Here is a 15917-nt window from a genome sequence, read left to right as displayed (position 1 = left end):
TCTCCGACCGATACAGCCGACGAATCTCCGCCCAATCCTCCACAGTGATCACTCTCCAATCAGAAGGGTGCTCACTTTTCGACCGGAACTACCTGCTCACTTTTCAACCGGAGCCGACACTCCATGTGCAAACGTCAGCTGCCGATCACCGTGCGAACTGAGTTCGCGGCGATGCCGACGGCCAGGTCGATCCCGCCGCCGCGAGCAGAGGTATCAGGCGTTGATGACTGTGATTGTGATGGCCATCGATATCGCCCGCCGACTCGACCTTCGCGGGCTTCCCGGTCCCGGGTCACCCAATTGCCCAAGGTGCCCTCGTTAACCCCAAGCTCATGCGCGACCTGCACGATCCGCACCGCTCCCTCACGGAACTCCCGGTCGTACTTCTTCCGCTTCCCTGGCATCGCTACCCCTTACAGCTGATACCTCCACCGACTCGGGGGAATCCCACCACCTCGTCAGCGAGCGGTCGTCAGTTCAATCCTGACGGGGGCTCGGACTTGCTCAGACTTCCCGAACGTCTAGCTGCGACACCGACACTGGGGCGCACGGAATACTGGCCGGGGCCCCGCGGTCGTTAAGGTTCCAGTCCCTTTCAAGTTTTCGGACTCGCCTGGCTTCTTTCCACAACCAGGTCCCGCCCGCCACCATCGCCACCGCCGAGATGCTGGCGGCGATGACCCCGGCCCCGAATTGGCTGTCGGCGAAGCTCACAAGGCAAATCCCGTATGCCGCCAACGCGGCCGCCATCAAGATGAGCCCGGGCTCTTTGGCCGGGCTCTTCAATGCTTGCCCCACCAATGGACGGCTAGTCCGCTGGTGGTCGACGGGGTCGTTAGAGGTGATGTAGCTCACGAGTCCTCCTGTATCGGTCAGGCCACTCAACCCATGATCGCGAAAACAATAAATCCAGGTCACTATTTCTGCGCGCATTCTTCGCACTCTCAGGCAACTGTCAGCCCGTTCTCCGGCGACGATCAGCTGGAAACGACCGACGCCCGGCACATCGGCGTCCGACGCATTGACCCCGATTACGGGTGGCCGGGGAGGTTTTCCAGACCTCCCTGGATGCCTTGCAGATCCCCTTGGATGCCTCGCAGTTTTCCTTCGATGGCCTGCAAATCGGAGAGAGTGTTTTGATAGGCCGGCTGCATCTCGTCCAGGGTTTTAGGTTGCGACTGAGGGCAGTACGAGACGATGGCACCCGCGGTGACATGGGAACTTTGATCGGCGTCCCATATCGACGAACGCTGCACGAATCCGACGGCATCGGCGAAACTGTGTTGCTGCGCCAGGTAGTCGCAGACTGCGTGCCCCTGCGCGATCACATATTCCTGGCTGGGAACCGGTACGCCTTCGTGCTTCAACGCGCCGATGAACGCCATGTCGGCAATGTCAATCCGCGGAGCGGGCGCCTGCGGCGCGATGCGACTCGGTGGCGACGTGGCCGGCGGCGGGGTTTCCGTCGGCTGCGCCGATGAATCCTGGTGGCGGACCGCGAACATGACCATCACCGCGACGGCGGCGGCCACCAGCGATAGCGGCAACGCCGCCACCAGGCCCAGGCGGCGCAGCGCACCCATCCGCCGGTGGAGCGTGGTGCCGGTTTTGCTGCCCCGCGACCAGGTGTCGGCGACGACCTCGGTTTTAGCCGCGGTCGGCGCGTTCAGGAGAGACACCCCCGCGCTGTGGGCCAGGAGCTCGTCGAGCAGTTCGTCGACACCGCGCGACGACGGCTGACCGCCCTGCTCGCGAATCGATCGGCGCCCAAGAGCGATGCGCCGCAATTCTGAGTCGATCGTCTCGCGGTCGCGCATATCAACCAGTTTGAGAGTGTCACGACGTTGCCACAAGACCCTGTGCTTCATCCGCATTGCTGTCACGCGCTCCGATGCGCAAGACTCGCTGAGAGCCAACCAACCGGCGCCGTAGGAACCGAGGCAATGGACGGACGTGATCACCGTGGGCCGTGACCGACACACCGCGCCGCTCGTCCTCGCCGCGATCATGTTCGCCCTCACCGGTTGTTCGGTATCGCATCCCGTCAGCGCGACCGGCCCAACCACATCAGCACGAGCCGTCGCACCGCCGGCGCCGCCGGCACGGATGGTGCCCGCAGACGCGGGCACCGGCGGCGCGCAACCTCAGCTGGCCTCGGACCCGGCACAGCTGGCCGACGACCTCGTCGCCGACGAGCGCGCGCTGCGTGATCCCGGGACGCCGGACCCGGCACTGACCGCGGCGGCGCACCGCGAGCAGGCGGCCTACCGCGCCATCGGACGCCATCTGGAATGGGACGCGACCACGCGCCCGCGCATCCCGGCGGAGCTGGTCGATGTCTACGACCGCAACGTCGACGCCCGTCGTCAACTCACCGCTTTGACCCCGATGCGAGACAGCCTGCCGGCGTGGCGCATCGAGCCGCCGGCCCCGGCCGACGAGCTGCTGAACTACTACCACCAGGCGGAGTCGGAATCCGGCGTCGGCTGGAACTACCTGGCCGCGATCAATTTCATCGAGACCCGCTTGGGCAGCATCGTGGGAGCGAGCACCGCAGGCGCGCAGGGACCCATGCAGTTCTTGCCGTCGACGTTCGCCGGCTACGGGCAGGGCGGCGACATTCACTCACCCCGCGACAGCATCCTGGCCGCCGGCCGCTACCTCGCCGCCAATGGCTTTGCCAACGATCGCGATCACGCCATCTACGGCTACAACCACGCGACCGAATACGTGCGCGCGGTCAATGAGTACGCGGCGCTGATCGCCGCCGATCCCGCTACGTTCGCCGCGTACTACCGGTGGGACGTCTATTGCCGCACGACGGCGGGCGACGTCTTGTTGCCCATCGGCTACGACGCGTCTTCACCGATCCCGGCCGCGGACTACGTGGCGGCCCACCCGCAGTAGTCCACAATCAGCGCAGGATCAGTACAGGGGCACCCAGACACCGAAGTACCAGTAACCCCAGCCGCCGTACTGCCAGTTGAAGACCGGGGTGACGGTAAAGGTGTTGTAGCTGAAGGCTCCGAAATCGGCCCGCGCCACAGCCACGTCACGCGGCGCTCCGGCCCACGGCCGGTTCCAGCCACCCGGGGGCGGCGGACCGTCCCAGCCACCCAGCGGCGGCGGGCCCTCCCAATACGGCGGCGGGTGGCCCGGAGCCCGGCCGTCGTTCCAGCCATAGCCATGCTGGCGCGGCGGCGTGGGCGCCCCGTGGCCCACGATGCTGAACCCGGTGTCGAGGTCCACCGGCCCGCCGACCTGGGCGTTACCGCTCGCGTAAACGCCGCGCGGCGGAATGTACGGCGGGTGCTCAGGCTGGGTGCTCGGCGCATTCAGCGACGCGTACGCCTCCCCGCCGAGTTGCGGCGTTGTGGTCTGTCCACTCGCCGGCGCGGTGGTTTGCGCACTCGGCGATGTCGTTTGCGCACCGGACTGCGTGGTTTGGGTGGCCGGTGCCTGCGTGGTTTGAGTGGCCGGCGCCTGGGTGCTCGTGGCCGGCGCTTGGGTGGTTTGGGTGGCCGGCGCCTGGGTGCTCGTGGCCGGCGCCTCGGTGCTCTGCGTGGCCGGCGCCTGGCTTTGGGTGGCCGGCGCTTGAGTGGTCTGCGGGGGATTTTGCGGAACCTGCACGCCGCCGCCCGCCTGCGCGCCACCGCCCGCCTGCACGCCCGGCCCGGCGATGCTGCCACCGCCGCCCCCGCCGACGCCACCGCCGCCTTGGCAATTCGGGCACGGCGGCGGCGGGTCAAGTGGAGCGGAGTAGGCCGAACCGGCGTTCAGAGCCGCCATCGAGATACTCAGGCCAGCGGCCACCGCGGCAGCGCTGACGATACGTTTCATGGACATAGCTGCGTCCCCCTAGGGTGTCGATGGCCTGCGCTACGGGCAGGTGACGTCCAACTCGAATGACTTGGTTACCTGCTGCGGTTGCTGCGGGTTGCTCATGTCGACACCCGTAGCGGTGCCCTTGATCGCCCATGTCTTGCCGTTGACCGCGGCCCCGGCACTGCCGCTCTGGTTGGGCGCGGCGTCGGAAAATCCGAGCGCGACACCGTTGACGGTGCCCAGCCCAACCGAATGGACCAGCGGCGGGTTGCCATTGCTGACCACGGCACCCAGCCCGGCGGTCGGGTCGCCGATCCCGATGTTGGTGTTGTCACCCGCGGCGGTGCAGGTGACCTGCCCGCTGACGTTCTGATTCTGACCGTCGACGATCACCCGCGGACCTGTCGCCGCCGGCGCGGAAGACGAGCCGGACGATCCCGTGCTGGACTTGTTGCTCGAACATCCGGCGCTGGCCGCGATCACCAGGGCCACGCCGGCCACGCCGACTACGATCCCACGCTTCACTACTCTCCCCTTCGTGTCGCTGGTTCCGCTGCCGCTTCACCTTGGCCGCATCACCGCAGGTGGACGCGTTCGAGGCCGGTCGGCCGGATACCCGATACCCGCTAACGGTACGTTACGTGCCACCGGATGCGCTGGTCGCATGAGCATCTCTCACGGAAGAACACGCAGGCCCCACCTGTCCAGCAGCGGATTGATCAGCATGAAGTAGGTCGTGTAGTCGTCACCGTCGGGTGAGGACATCAACAGACCGACCGCGCTCACGGTGCCGTCCGGGTTCATCACGAAGCCGGGACTGCCGCTGTCGCCGTCCAGGCTGAACACGCCGGCTTCGACCACGTCGCCATCGATGCCTTTGATGGCACCGCAAGTCTCACCCGTCACCGCGCCGATCTTGCAGAACGGCATGCCGGGCTGAATCTGCGAGCGGCTCAACACATCCCGAACCTGATACCTGCCGCCGACGTCACCCACCGGCATGCCGACACTCGGCTCGAGGCGGATGATCGCGGCGTCCCGCTTGTCGCCGTCATGCTCGCTGGCCGAGATTTTGCCGAGCGGAGCATCGTTGCCGTACGTCCACTCCGAGCCGTCGTGCGCGTCGCAGTGTCCGCTGGTCATCAGGTAGTAGCTGCCGTCGGTACCCTGCGCCGCGAATCCTGCTGTGCACCTGTTGGATTCATGATCGACGCCCATGCCCGGCGCCGGGGGTGGCGCGGGCAGAGCCGGGGGCGGCGCTGCCGGAGCGGTTTTCGCCACCGTCGTCGCGGCAATTATCACAGCCCCGACGAGTCCCAGCCCCCGCAACCACGGCATGGTCACGCCGTCCCCCTCCGCTTGTGCACGGCAGATCGTAGCAGCGCCACCCGCCTGAGATGGGCTGGCGGCCAGCCGGTTCCGTACGGGTGGTTCATCCGGCGTCGACGTGCCGGGCAAGGAAGTCCAGAACGGCGCCGGCGAAGATGTCGTTGCGGTCGCCGGCGACCATGTGGCCCGCACCGCGGACATCGGTGAATTCGACTTGCGGAAAACGCGCCAGGAATTCGTCGGCGCGGTCCTGGCTGACGAGGTCACTCATCTGGCCGCGGACCAGCAGGATGGGCACCCCATCGCGCAAGATCGCCTCCACGGCCGCGTGCATCCGATCGGGGTCGGTGACCTCGAATGGCGGGAATGCCGCAGTGCCGCTGATGAACTGCGGATCCCAGTGCCAATACCAGCGGTCGCCGCGGCGACGCAGGTTGGTGGTCAGGCCTTCCAGATCGGCCGGCCGCGGCCGGTGCGGGTTGTACTCGGCGATCGCGTCGGCGACTTCGTCGAGGGAGCCGAACCCCGATTCCACCCGGTCGGCCATGAAGGCATGTATCCGGTTCGCTCCGGACTGGTCCATGTTCGGGACGATGTCCACCAACACGACCGCGCTCGCAATGCCCGGGGACAGCTCGCCCGCGAGCAGCATCGACGTGAAGCCCCCCAGGGAGGCGCCGACCAGCACCGGTCGTGGAGGCAGCGTGCGCAGCACCTCTTGGACGTCGCCGGCGAAACTGACGACGCGATAGTCGCCGTCGCCGGACCAGTCCGATTCGCCATGGCCACGCAGGTCGACGGTGACGGCCTGCCACCCGCGCCCGGCGACCGCGGCGGCGGCCTTGCCCCACGAACGGCGCGTCTGCCCGCCGCCGTGCAAGAACACCACGGCGCGCGCTTGAGGATCCCCGAGGCGATCGGCGACGATCTGGACCCCGTCGGGGCCCCTGATCGTGAACGGTTCAGCTGCCGCGGGCATCAGGTGATACTAAGGCGCCCCCAACCAGCGCCTGCATTCGCTTGACGTCAACGGCGTGCAGCGGCGTCAATTGAGGAGACGTCGACGCACCCGGGCGGTGCCGGCGGCAAGCGAATCGGGCCGGGGCTGAGGAGAAGGCATGCATCTCGACGAGTACATGTCCCTGGATGCGACCGCTCTGGCCGAGCTGGTCGAGCGCAAGCAGGTCACCCCGGCTGAACTTCTCGCGTTGGCACGGCAACGGGCGGACGCCGTCGATCCACGGTTGAACGCTATAGTCCGCCGCCTCGGCGATGTCGCCGACGCGCAGGCCGCCGATCCGGGCCTGAGCGGGCCGTTCGCCGGTGTCCCATTCCTGCTCAAAGACCTCGGCCAGGAATACCGCGGCTTTCCCACGTCGTGCGGATCCCGGTCGCTGGCCAGCGAGGTAGCCGACCGGCACGCGCTGGTCACGCAGCGGTTTCTGGACGCGGGCCTGGTGATCTTCGGGATGACCAACACCCCGGAATTCGGGGCCAAGGGCGTGACAGAACCCGACTACTGGGGTCCGGCCCGCAACCCGTGGAATACCGAGCGCACGCCCGGCGGCTCGTCGGGCGGATCCGGGGCAGCGGTGGCGGCCGGCGTCGTTCCGGCCGCCGGGGCCAACGACGGTGGCGGGTCGATCCGAATTCCCGCCGCCTGCAACGGACTCGTCGGCCTCAAGCTCAGCCGGGGGTTGGCTCCCTACGGCCCGCAGACGGGCGAAATGATGTTGGGCATGGCGACCCAGGGGGTTGTGTCACGCACCGTGCGCGACAGTGCCGCGCTCTATGACGCGATCGTCGGGCATGATCCGAGTGCAGCCTACCGAGTTGCGTTGCCCGACATGCCTTTCAGCGAACTCGTCAAGCGCCGTCCGGAAAGATTGAAAATCGGGTACTCGGCTCGCTCGGCCATCAACTCACAGCCGAGCCCGGAGGCCGTCGCCGCGGTCGAGAAGGCCGCGGTACTACTGAACGAATTGGGCCATCAGGTCGAAGAGATCGCTCCGCCCTACGATGACGCCGCATTGGGCCGTGACTTTCTGACAATCTGGTTCGCACAGCTTCACCAGCAAGTCGCCGACACCAAGCGGCGAACCGGCGCCCGGGACAGCGACTTTGAGGCCGACACCCTGGCCATCAGCGAACTCGGCCGATCCGGCGGTGTCCTGGCGGTGATGTCTGCGCTGGAGAACAGAAACAGCTACATCCAATCCCTGGCCGAGTTCCACGGCGCCTACGACTACTTCCTGACCCCTACCCTGGCCACCCCGCCCCTCGAGGTGGGCGCCACGGCGACTTCGGCGGCGTTGCAGCGCGCTGCCCGGGTGATCAGCAAGCTGCGTGCGGGAAAACTCATGCGGCTCAGCGGGATTCTCGACGACCTCATCCAGGAGAGCCTGGGCTGGGTGCCCTACACGCAGCTGGCCAACCTCACCGGACGCCCCGCGATCAGTGTCCCGCTGCACTGGACGGAGGACGGGCTTCCCCTGGGTCTGCAATTCGTGGGGAAGCTGGGCGCGGACGGCGGCCTCCTGCAACTGGCCGCCCAGCTCGAAGAGGCGAGCCCGTGGGCCCACCGGCATCCCGCGCCGGCCCCGGATTAGATTTTCCCGCAACCGATTTGGCGGCAGAGTCGCCTTCCCGCAGGCCGCGCGGCCCCCGCCACGGGCTGGTGAACCGCCGGGCCGGCCGCCCGCGTGTCGCTCATGCTCAGTCCTTCAATGGCTCACATCCGCGTACCCGCCGCGCCCGGGCATCCAAACGGTGTCGGCCCCGAAAATGTCCCGCGGCGTCGCACGTGTCAGCAGCGGGATCGGCCGCTTACACTCCAACGGTGGCAGGTCTGGCGCAAACGAGATCGGCAGTGCACAGAGTCCCGCTGGGCATCGGAATCGCCATTTTCGTGCTGCTTGCCGTGTTCGCGATACCGATCAAGCAACGATGCGGCGCGCCGGGCTACTCGTGCGCATCGACCCTGGACACCGACGGCAACACCCACTACTACTACGAGGTCGAACCGGTCGGTGTCTACCTCGCTGAAATCATCACGGGCGCCAACATCACGCTCTTTTACACGTCGGGTGAAGGACTGGTCAAAGCCAGATAGCAGTGCTGGGAGACAGGATGCGTATCCGCAGGACGGTGGCGGCCGCGGGGTTGCTCGCGGGGGCAATGCTGATGACGGGCACGCCGGTGCAGGTGGCGCTCGCCACCGTGGGCCAACGCGCCTGTGGGGCACATGCGCTGTGCGCCAACACCCCTGCACCCGATGGTGCTGACCGGGCCACCGCGGAGCGTGCGATCATCGACGGCTACGTCAAGAAGCAAGTCGGATGCACGCCGACCATGGCGCCCAACCCGGTGTCCGTCACCTGGGATCCCCCAGGCTTCACCCCCGGGGTCGGCGGCTCCGGCCTCGTTCAGGACGCCAACCCGGCGCTGGGCGGTCAGTATCGCGCCGACTATGTCGACGGTCGGTGGCACGTCGAGTACCCGTACTGCTGACGGCGACGGTTTGCTGGCCGGCCCCAGGCGACAGCGGTCCGGCCCCAGGTATCCGCGCGATCACAAGTTCAGCTCGATCCGCGTTCCGCTCGAGACCGCCCGGGGATCGTCGCGGCCACGCCTGGGCACTGCCCACCCAAAACATGCAGGTGGAGCGGCGATCGCCCCCGTGGATCGCACCCGTTCGGCCTGCTGAATCCGCTCGCGGCGGCCGTTGGCGGGCGCTCTCGATTGGGGGCTTCACAGCAAGCTAACGCATACTTGTCACCATGCCTGAAGCGATATCGCCGCTAACCGCCGTTGCGGGGTCCGGTGATGCGCTGGGTGTGGGCAGAGGTTTGTGATGGCCCGCTCGGGCGGCGCCCATCGCCGCCATCGAGCCGTCCGTCAACCCTCCCGCTTCCGTAAAGGGCTGACGCGTACCCTTGGCGCGCTGGTCTCCGTGGCGGCGGTGGGACTGACCGGGGCCGGGTACTACGTGGCGCACGGCGCGCTGGGCGGCATCACCGTTTCGAATGCGCTCCAGCCCGACGACCCACGGTCCAGTGGCGACAACATGAACATCCTGCTGATCGGGTTGGACTCGCGTAAAGACCAGGACGGCAACGACCTGCCCAACTCCATCCTCAAGCATCTGCACGCCGGCGATTCCGACGACGGCGGCTACAACACCAACACGATGATCCTCGTGCATGTCAGCGCCGACGACAAAGTCGTCGCCTTTTCGATCCCGCGCGACGACTGGGTTCCCTTCACCGGAGTCCCGGGATACAACCACATCAAGATCAAAGAGGCCTACGGGCTGACCAAGCAATACGTCGCGCAAAAGCTGGCCAACCAAGGGACGAGCAGTCAGAAAGAACTCGAAACCAAGGGCCGCGAAGCCGGCCGGGCGGCGACGCTGCGCGCGGTGCGCAGCCTGACTGGCGTCCCCATCGACTATTTCGCCGAGGTCAATCTGGCCGGTTTCTTCGATCTGGCACAGACTCTCGGCGGCGTCGAGGTCTGCCTGAACCACGCCGTCTACGACTCGTATTCGGGCGCCGACTTCCCGGCCGGGCGACAGCGGCTGGACGCTTCCGAGGCGCTGTCATTCGTCCGGCAGCGTCACGGCCTGGACAACGGCGACCTGGACCGCACTCACCGGCAGCAGGCGTTCATCTCGTCGGTCATGCAGGAGCTGCAGGTCGCCGGCACCTTCACCAACATCGACAAGCTCAAGAACCTGATGGCCGTGGCGCGCAAGGACGTGGTGCTCTCATCCGGCTGGAACGACGACATGGTCCAGCGCCTGGGGGGTCTCGCGGGCGGAAACGTCGAATTCCGGACGCTGCCGGTGGTGCGCTACGACACGATCGACGGACAGGACGTCAACATCGTCGATCCGGCGGCGATCAAGGCCGAGGTGGCGGCGGCGATCGGCGCCGACACACCCACCACCGAGCCCGCCACCACGGTTGTCAAGCCCGATCCGTCCACGGTCGTCGACGTCATCAACTCCGGCAGCATGAGCGGTCTGGCCACCGACGTATCGCACGCGCTGAAAAAGCGCGGCTACACCCAGGGCCAAGTCCGCGACCGCGAGGTCGGTGAACCCACGGCCACCACGGTGGAGTACGGCGCCGGCGCACAGACCGATGCGCAACGGGTGGCCAACCTGCTTGGCCTCGACGCACCCAAGCAACCCAACCCCAACATCCAGCCCGGACACATCCGGGTCACCGTGGACACCAATTTCTCGATCCCCGCCCCGGACGAGACCCAGATGGACGACGTGACGAGCACCAGCACTGCGACATCGACCAAGGCCAAGTCCTACTACTACAACGGCACCACCACGACCTATCCGACGCCCGATCAAGGCAAGCCGATCGACGGCGGCGGCGTGCCGTGCGTCAATTAGCGCGGCGGGTCGCCAGTTAGCCGGGCGCAGCGGGTCGCCGTCGTCAAGCCCGCGGCGATCGCAAGCGCGGCGAAGCCGGGCGCAGCGGGTCGCCGCCGTCAAGCGTGGGTGCCGCCGTCAATACGGATCTCGGTGCCGGTGATGAATGCCCCGTCGTCGGATACCAGCATGGCGATCACACCGGCGACTGCGGTGGGCTCGGCCATCCCGGTTCCGCTGGATTCCACGGTGGTGGGCAGGACCGGCATCAGCCTCGAAAACAGCGACCAGTCAGCGTCTTTGGGGATGTATCCGCCTGTGGCGTCGGTGATCCCGGACTTGATGCTGCCCGGCGCCACGCACACCGCGCGCACGCCGTCGCGCGCGTATTCGAGCGCCAGCGAGTGGGTGAAGGCCTGGATGCCGCCCTTGCTCGCGGCGTAGGCGGCCATATAGGGATGTGCGAACGAGGCCGACGTGGAGCTGAAGTTCACGATCGCGCTGCGCGGGTTCGCCAATAAGGCCGGTAGCGCTTCGCGGACCACCAAAAAGGTCCCGGTCAGGTTCACGCTGACGATCTGGTTCCAGAGCTCGAGGCTGGTCTCGTGGGTGTGGGCGGCCCGCAGTATGCCGGCGGCATTGACCAGCGAATCAAGGCCGCCCAGTTGCTCGACGGCCAGGCACACGCCGTCGATCACAGAACGTTCGCTGCCGACGTCCATCGGCACGGTGCTGAGCCGGTCGGCGATGCCGGCCTGCCGCGCCTGCGCCCGGGTGTTGTCCAAGCCGTCGGCCGCGACGTCGGAGGCCGCCACGGCGGCGCCCTCGTCCAGCAAGCGCAGCGCAGTGGCCTGGCCGATCCCCGACGCGGCGCCGGTCACCAGGATCCGCTTGCCCTCGAGTCGCTTCATCGCCTCTCCCGTTCACTAGGGCCGACGGTTCAGGTTGCCACCACTCCGCGTAGCGCGTCGGCGCCGAAGGCCGGTTCCAACATCGCCGAGAAATCCGGGCCGCGACGCAGCAGCACCCCGCCGTCGACATTGATGATCTGCCCGGTGACGTAGCTGGACGCATCGCTGAGCAGAAACATCGCCACGTTCGCGATGTCCTCGACCTCGCCATGTCGGGGCAGCGGCGTGATGGCGCGGTAGTCCGCGCTCAGCTCGGGCGAATCAAGGATGGGGGCGACCAGCTCGGTGCGGATCAGTCCCGGGCGAATGCTGTTGACCCGCACCCATGACGCTCCGAGCTCGTCAGCGGCCAACTGCATCAGGTGGTCCAGCGCTGACTTGCCGACGCCGTAGGCGCCGAACCAGCGGTGGGTGTTGCTGGCCGCGATCGACGAGATGCCGACGAACGACCCGCCGCCACCGCGCACCATCTGGCGTGCGGAGTGCTTGAGCACGTACATGGTCCCGTTGACGTTGAGGTCGATGGTCCGTCGCCACAACTCCGAGTCGATCTGGGTGATCGGCCCGATGGTCTCCGATCCGCCGGCGCAATGCACCACCCCGTGCAGGCGGCCGTGCCAGGCCGTCACGGCTTCGACGGCGCGCGTCGCCTCCTCTTCGTTGGTGATGTCGGCCGGCTCGTAACGAATCGAGCCATCGCCGGGGAGGGCTTCGATCTCCGTGACGGCCGCCGCGAGCCGATCGGCATTGCGCCCGACGATCATGACGGAGGCGCCGGCCGCGACCAGTCCGGCGGCCACTCCCTTGCCGATTCCGCTACCGCCGCCGGTGACCAGATACGTCCGGTCTTGGAAAGAAAGCTGCACTCGAGCCGCCTTTCAACTGGAACAGGTTCTCGTCATCGAACCATGTGCCGATTCCGGTGGTGACGCTCCCCCGGGCGTGCGGCCAGAACGGGCTCCGGCTACGGGGTGTCGCGGCGGGCCAGCTTGGTCGGCTTCGCGTTGCGCCAGTCCTCGACGTCGGGCGGCAGGCCGATTGGATACCTGTTCTCGTTGTGGGCCGCCCAGTGCGCGTGGCCGAGCTCGTGGATGTGGAACGCGTGCCGCAGCGCCTCGGTGAAGCCCATCGCGTCGGAGGCGGCGTTGACCGAGTCCTTGATCAACATGGCCGCCATCGTCGGCCGCTCGGCGATCCGACGCGCGAATTCCAGTGTCTTGTCGGCTAATTCGTCGACGGGGAACACCTTGGACACCATGCCAAGCCGGTAGGCTTCGTCGGCGTCCAACGCATCACCGGTCAGCAGCAACTCTTTGGCTTTGCGCGGACCGAATTCCCAAGGGTGGGCGTAATATTCGACGCCCGGCATGCCCATCCGCACGCCGACCACGTCACTGAACTTCGCATTGTCGGCGGCGACGATCAGATCGCACGCCCAGATCAGCATCAGGCCCGCCGAGATCGCGTTGCCCTGGACCTGGGCGATCGTGATCTTGCGCAGATCGCGCCAGCGGCAAGTGTTTTGGAAGAAGTAATGCCATTCCTGCAGGTAGGTCTTCTCCGCGACCGGATCGCGGGTGGCGCCGTTGATCCGAAAGGTCGGATGCTGCCCCACTCCGGGTGCCCGCTCTGCCAGCGCCAGCTCCGAGCCCAGGTCGTGGCCGGCGGAGAAGTTTTTGCCGCGGGCGGCCAGGATCACCACCCGGACGGCGTCATCGGCCTCGGCGCGCAGGAACGCCTCGTCGAGCTGAACCAGCAGGCCGCGGTTCTGCGCGTTGTGGGCGTCGGCCCGGTTGAGCCAGATGCGTGCGATGCTGCCCTCGTCGAGGGTTTCGTAGGTCACCAGCTCCTCGGCGTTGGCGTTGCCCGCCTGCGCGCCGGCTTGCTCGGAGAGAGTCATTGGGCCACCTCGCTCGTTGTCAGCTCGAATTGTTTACAGATTACGGCCAGTGTGTAATCGGACCCGCGCTGGGGGGACGGGCCGCGGCCCCTACCAACCGCACGCTCCCTGGCGGCGACGGCGGATCGTGTCTTCGCGAGCGGCCCGGCGAATCCCTACAAACCAGCCATAAATGCGTCCGACACCCGTTAGCTGGTGAGACGGACTGCGGCCGATCACGCGCGTCACCTACAGTTAAGTCATGCCTACGAAATCTGATCCTGGCGAAATCGGCGATGTCGAGCCGGTGGCGGACAGCACTGCGAGCCAGGCCAGGCGGGTCGTCGCGGCGTATGCCACCGATGCCGACGAATGCCGGGTTTTTCTGTCCATGCTGGGTATTGGGCCGGCGAAACTCGACACGTAGATGGCTCCCGGGGGACGGCGAAGCTCGAAGGCGGCCGAATTCGGGAATTCCGACTTCGTCGTCGTCGCCAACCGGCTGCCGGTGGATCAGGAGCTGCTTTCCGACGGCACCACGGCATGGAAGCGCAGCCCCGGAGGACTGGTCACGGCGCTGGAACCGCTGCTGCGCCGCCGGCGCGGGGCGTGGGTCGGTTGGCCCGGCGTCGTCGATGAGGCCGCCGAAGATAGTAAGGACCACGAAGGCGAACCCATCGTCCAGGAAGACCTGGAACTTCGGCCGGTCAAACTGAGCGCGGACGACGTCGCCGAATACTACGAGGGGTTCTCGAACGCCACGCTGTGGCCGCTGTATCACGACGTCGTCGTCAAGCCGATCTACCACCGCGAATGGTGGGAGCGCTACGTCGTCGTCAACCGCCGCTTCGCCGAAGCCACCTCCCGTGCCGCCGCGCGCGGTGCGACCGTGTGGGTGCAGGACTATCAGCTACAGCTGGTCCCGAAGATGCTGCGCGAACTGCGGCCCGACCTGACCATCGGCTTCTTTCTGCACATCCCCTTCCCGCCGGTCGAGCTGTTCATGCAGCTGCCATGGCGAACCGAGATCGTCGAGGGCCTGCTCGGTGCCGACCTGGTCGGATTCCAACTGGCCGGCGGGGCCCAGAATTTCCTGTTCCTTTCCCGGCGGTTGATAGGTGCCAACACGTCGCGCGGGGCGGTCGGCGTGCGGGCGCGGTACGGCGAGGTGGACCTCGGGTCCCGTGTCGCTCGGGTGGGCGCCTTCCCCATCTCCATTGACTCCAGTGCACTCGACCAGACGGCCCGGCACCGCGGTATCAGGCGCCGCGCCAAGGAGATTCGTGCCGAGCTCGGCAACCCCCGCAAGGTGCTGCTCGGGGTCGACCGGCTCGACTACACCAAGGGCATCGATGTTCGCCTCAAAGCTTTTTCGGAGCTACTCGCGGAGGGCCGCGCCAAGCGCGACGACACCGTGCTGATCCAACTGGCGACACCGAGCCGCGAACGGGTGGACAGTTACCAGCAGCTGCGCAACGACATCGAACGCCAGGTCGGCCACATCAACGGCGAATACGGCGAGGTCGGGCATCCGGTGGTGCACTACCTGCATCGACCGGTCCCCCGCGACGAACTCATCGCGTTCTTCGTGGCCGCCGACGTCATGCTGGTCACCCCGCTGCGCGATGGGATGAACCTGGTCGCCAAGGAATACGTCGCCTGCCGCAGCGATCTCGGCGGTGCACTCGTCCTGTCCGAATTCACCGGCGCCGCCGCCGAATTGCGGCAGGCGTATCTGGTCAACCCGCACGACCTCGAAGGGGTCAAGGACGTGATCGAGGCCGCGCTCAACCAGTCCGTCGAGGAAGGACGGCGGCGCATGCGGTCACTGCGCCGCCAGGTGCTCGCTCACGACGTCGACCGGTGGGCGCGGTCATTCCTCGATGCGCTCGCCGACGCGCGACCCCATGATGCCGATTAGCCCGGATGCGCAAGGACCCGTGGTGTTTGCGCGCCGACGCTGTGATACTCAAATCAGCGTGCTGGGAGGAATCAGATGAAGCTCCGTCACGGACTTGCCGCGGGTGCCGGCATTTTCACGGCCGTCGCAACGGGAATCGCGCTGCAATCCGGCGAACCGGCCAAAGCGCTCGGGCCGCCGGCGGACGGCAACTACTCCTTCAACGAGGCGGGGGTGTCGGGGGTTACCTGGACCGTTACGGCGATATGCGATCAGCCCTCCGGAACGCGCAACATGAACGACTATTCCGACCCCATCGTCTTTGCCATGAACTGCGCGCTGAACATCGTGAGTTTCACGGATGAGCGGATTAGCGCCGCCGACAAGCTACAGAACTTCAGTGGCCGGGCGCGGATGTCCGGCATGCTATGGACTTTCAAGATCGACAAGGACAACGGTGTGTCCTGTCCGGGCGGCGGCACCGCACCGTCCACCGAAACCTTCGCGTTCAGCGACGAAACGATGAGCGGCACCCACACCACGCTGCACGGCGCCGTGTGCGGGATGCAGCCGGAGATGAAGAAGCAACCGTTCTCGCTGGCGATGGCCGGGCCACCGCCCAGCCCGGTAGAACGTTACCCGATGTACTGCAACGGAATTGCGATGTGCTACTGACTTCGA

General features: G+C 66.8%; 18 protein-coding genes. 8 read left to right on the top strand and 10 right to left on the bottom strand.

All coding sequences use genetic code 11. The features are described 5' to 3' along the window. Nucleotides 1-134: 134 nt before the first annotated feature. The 3 genes from EPN51_RS22245 to EPN51_RS22235 all read right to left on the bottom strand — a co-directional run bounded on the left by EPN51_RS22245 (nucleotide 135) and on the right by EPN51_RS22235 (nucleotide 1817). The gene (locus EPN51_RS22245) at nucleotides 135-404 is read right to left on the bottom strand and encodes a transposase (RefSeq protein WP_293046989.1); all 270 of its coding nucleotides are present in this window, start codon (nucleotides 402-404) and stop codon (nucleotides 135-137) included. 100 nt (nucleotides 405-504) lie between these two features. Next, the gene (locus tag EPN51_RS22240; protein WP_293046987.1) at nucleotides 505-855 is read right to left on the bottom strand and encodes a LapA family protein; all 351 of its coding nucleotides are present in this window, start codon (nucleotides 853-855) and stop codon (nucleotides 505-507) included. Nucleotides 856-1031: 176 nt separating this feature from the next. Continuing rightward, nucleotides 1032-1817 (bottom strand): DUF732 domain-containing protein, encoded by a 786-nt coding sequence (locus tag EPN51_RS22235; RefSeq protein WP_293046985.1) that lies wholly within the window; start codon nucleotides 1815-1817, stop codon nucleotides 1032-1034. Nucleotides 1818-2007: 190 nt separating this feature from the next. Between EPN51_RS22235 and EPN51_RS22230 the strand changes: the two genes are divergently transcribed. Next, on the top strand, nucleotides 2008-2907 hold the full coding sequence (locus EPN51_RS22230; RefSeq protein ID WP_293047004.1) for a lytic transglycosylase domain-containing protein: 900 nt from the start codon (nucleotides 2008-2010) through the stop codon (nucleotides 2905-2907). Nucleotides 2908-2925: 18 nt separating this feature from the next. Here the strand turns inward: EPN51_RS22230 and EPN51_RS22225 are convergent, their stop codons facing one another. The 4 genes from EPN51_RS22225 to EPN51_RS22210 all read right to left on the bottom strand — a co-directional run bounded on the left by EPN51_RS22225 (nucleotide 2926) and on the right by EPN51_RS22210 (nucleotide 6133). Then, nucleotides 2926-3840 (bottom strand): MAP_0585 family protein, encoded by a 915-nt coding sequence (locus tag EPN51_RS22225; RefSeq protein ID WP_293047002.1) that lies wholly within the window; start codon nucleotides 3838-3840, stop codon nucleotides 2926-2928. A 39-nt stretch (nucleotides 3841-3879) separates the two neighbouring features. Beyond that, nucleotides 3880-4350: a lipoprotein LpqH gene (locus tag EPN51_RS22220; RefSeq protein ID WP_293046983.1), complete on the bottom strand. Its 471-nt coding sequence runs from the start codon at nucleotides 4348-4350 to the stop codon at nucleotides 3880-3882. Between the two features lie 150 nt (nucleotides 4351-4500). Next, nucleotides 4501-5169 carry a S1 family peptidase gene (locus EPN51_RS22215; RefSeq protein ID WP_293046981.1) on the bottom strand — a complete coding sequence of 223 codons (669 nt, stop codon included), beginning with the start codon at nucleotides 5167-5169 and terminating at the stop codon, nucleotides 4501-4503. An 88-nt stretch (nucleotides 5170-5257) separates the two neighbouring features. Beyond that, nucleotides 5258-6133, bottom strand: coding sequence for an alpha/beta fold hydrolase (locus EPN51_RS22210; RefSeq protein ID WP_293046979.1), 876 nt, complete (start codon nucleotides 6131-6133; stop codon nucleotides 5258-5260). A gap of 139 nt (nucleotides 6134-6272) precedes the next feature. On the opposite strand from EPN51_RS22210, the gene EPN51_RS22205 reads away from it, so the two are divergent. The 4 genes from EPN51_RS22205 (at nucleotide 6273) to EPN51_RS22190 (ending at nucleotide 10567) form a co-directional block, all read left to right on the top strand. After that, nucleotides 6273-7763 carry an amidase gene (locus tag EPN51_RS22205; protein WP_293046977.1) on the top strand — a complete coding sequence of 497 codons (1491 nt, stop codon included), beginning with the start codon at nucleotides 6273-6275 and terminating at the stop codon, nucleotides 7761-7763. Between the two features lie 260 nt (nucleotides 7764-8023). Continuing rightward, nucleotides 8024-8266 carry a hypothetical protein gene (locus tag EPN51_RS22200; protein ID WP_293046975.1) on the top strand — a complete coding sequence of 81 codons (243 nt, stop codon included), beginning with the start codon at nucleotides 8024-8026 and terminating at the stop codon, nucleotides 8264-8266. Nucleotides 8267-8283: 17 nt separating this feature from the next. Then, complete coding sequence (locus EPN51_RS22195; RefSeq protein WP_293046973.1) at nucleotides 8284-8664, top strand: integrase; 381 nt, start codon at nucleotides 8284-8286, stop codon at nucleotides 8662-8664. 343 nt (nucleotides 8665-9007) lie between these two features. Further along, on the top strand, nucleotides 9008-10567 hold the full coding sequence (locus EPN51_RS22190) for an LCP family protein (RefSeq protein ID WP_293046971.1): 1560 nt from the start codon (nucleotides 9008-9010) through the stop codon (nucleotides 10565-10567). A gap of 98 nt (nucleotides 10568-10665) precedes the next feature. On the opposite strand, the gene EPN51_RS22185 is transcribed toward EPN51_RS22190, so the two are convergent. The 3 genes from EPN51_RS22185 to EPN51_RS22175 all read right to left on the bottom strand — a co-directional run bounded on the left by EPN51_RS22185 (nucleotide 10666) and on the right by EPN51_RS22175 (nucleotide 13357). After that, nucleotides 10666-11457 carry an SDR family NAD(P)-dependent oxidoreductase gene (locus EPN51_RS22185; protein WP_293046969.1) on the bottom strand — a complete coding sequence of 264 codons (792 nt, stop codon included), beginning with the start codon at nucleotides 11455-11457 and terminating at the stop codon, nucleotides 10666-10668. A gap of 29 nt (nucleotides 11458-11486) precedes the next feature. Next, on the bottom strand, nucleotides 11487-12323 hold the full coding sequence (locus EPN51_RS22180; protein WP_293046967.1) for an SDR family oxidoreductase: 837 nt from the start codon (nucleotides 12321-12323) through the stop codon (nucleotides 11487-11489). A gap of 98 nt (nucleotides 12324-12421) precedes the next feature. Continuing rightward, on the bottom strand, nucleotides 12422-13357 hold the full coding sequence (locus EPN51_RS22175) for an enoyl-CoA hydratase (RefSeq protein WP_293046965.1): 936 nt from the start codon (nucleotides 13355-13357) through the stop codon (nucleotides 12422-12424). Between the two features lie 241 nt (nucleotides 13358-13598). Here EPN51_RS22175 and EPN51_RS22170 point away from each other — a divergent pair, with 241 nt between their 5' ends. The 3 genes from EPN51_RS22170 to EPN51_RS22160 all read left to right on the top strand — a co-directional run bounded on the left by EPN51_RS22170 (nucleotide 13599) and on the right by EPN51_RS22160 (nucleotide 15911). After that, nucleotides 13599-13763 (top strand): hypothetical protein, encoded by a 165-nt coding sequence (locus EPN51_RS22170; protein WP_156660697.1) that lies wholly within the window; start codon nucleotides 13599-13601, stop codon nucleotides 13761-13763. Continuing rightward, nucleotides 13764-15257: a trehalose-6-phosphate synthase gene (locus EPN51_RS22165; protein WP_293046962.1), complete on the top strand. Its 1494-nt coding sequence runs from the start codon at nucleotides 13764-13766 to the stop codon at nucleotides 15255-15257. A gap of 75 nt (nucleotides 15258-15332) precedes the next feature. Continuing rightward, nucleotides 15333-15911, top strand: coding sequence for a hypothetical protein (locus EPN51_RS22160; RefSeq protein ID WP_293046960.1), 579 nt, complete (start codon nucleotides 15333-15335; stop codon nucleotides 15909-15911). The last annotated feature ends 6 nt before the right edge of the window (nucleotides 15912-15917 follow it).

Source organism: Mycobacterium sp., assembly GCF_004298145.1.
Taxonomy (GTDB): domain Bacteria; phylum Actinomycetota; class Actinomycetes; order Mycobacteriales; family Mycobacteriaceae; genus Mycobacterium.
Note: the sequence above shows the minus strand (reverse complement) of the source record. Positions and strands in the feature narration are given on the sequence as shown.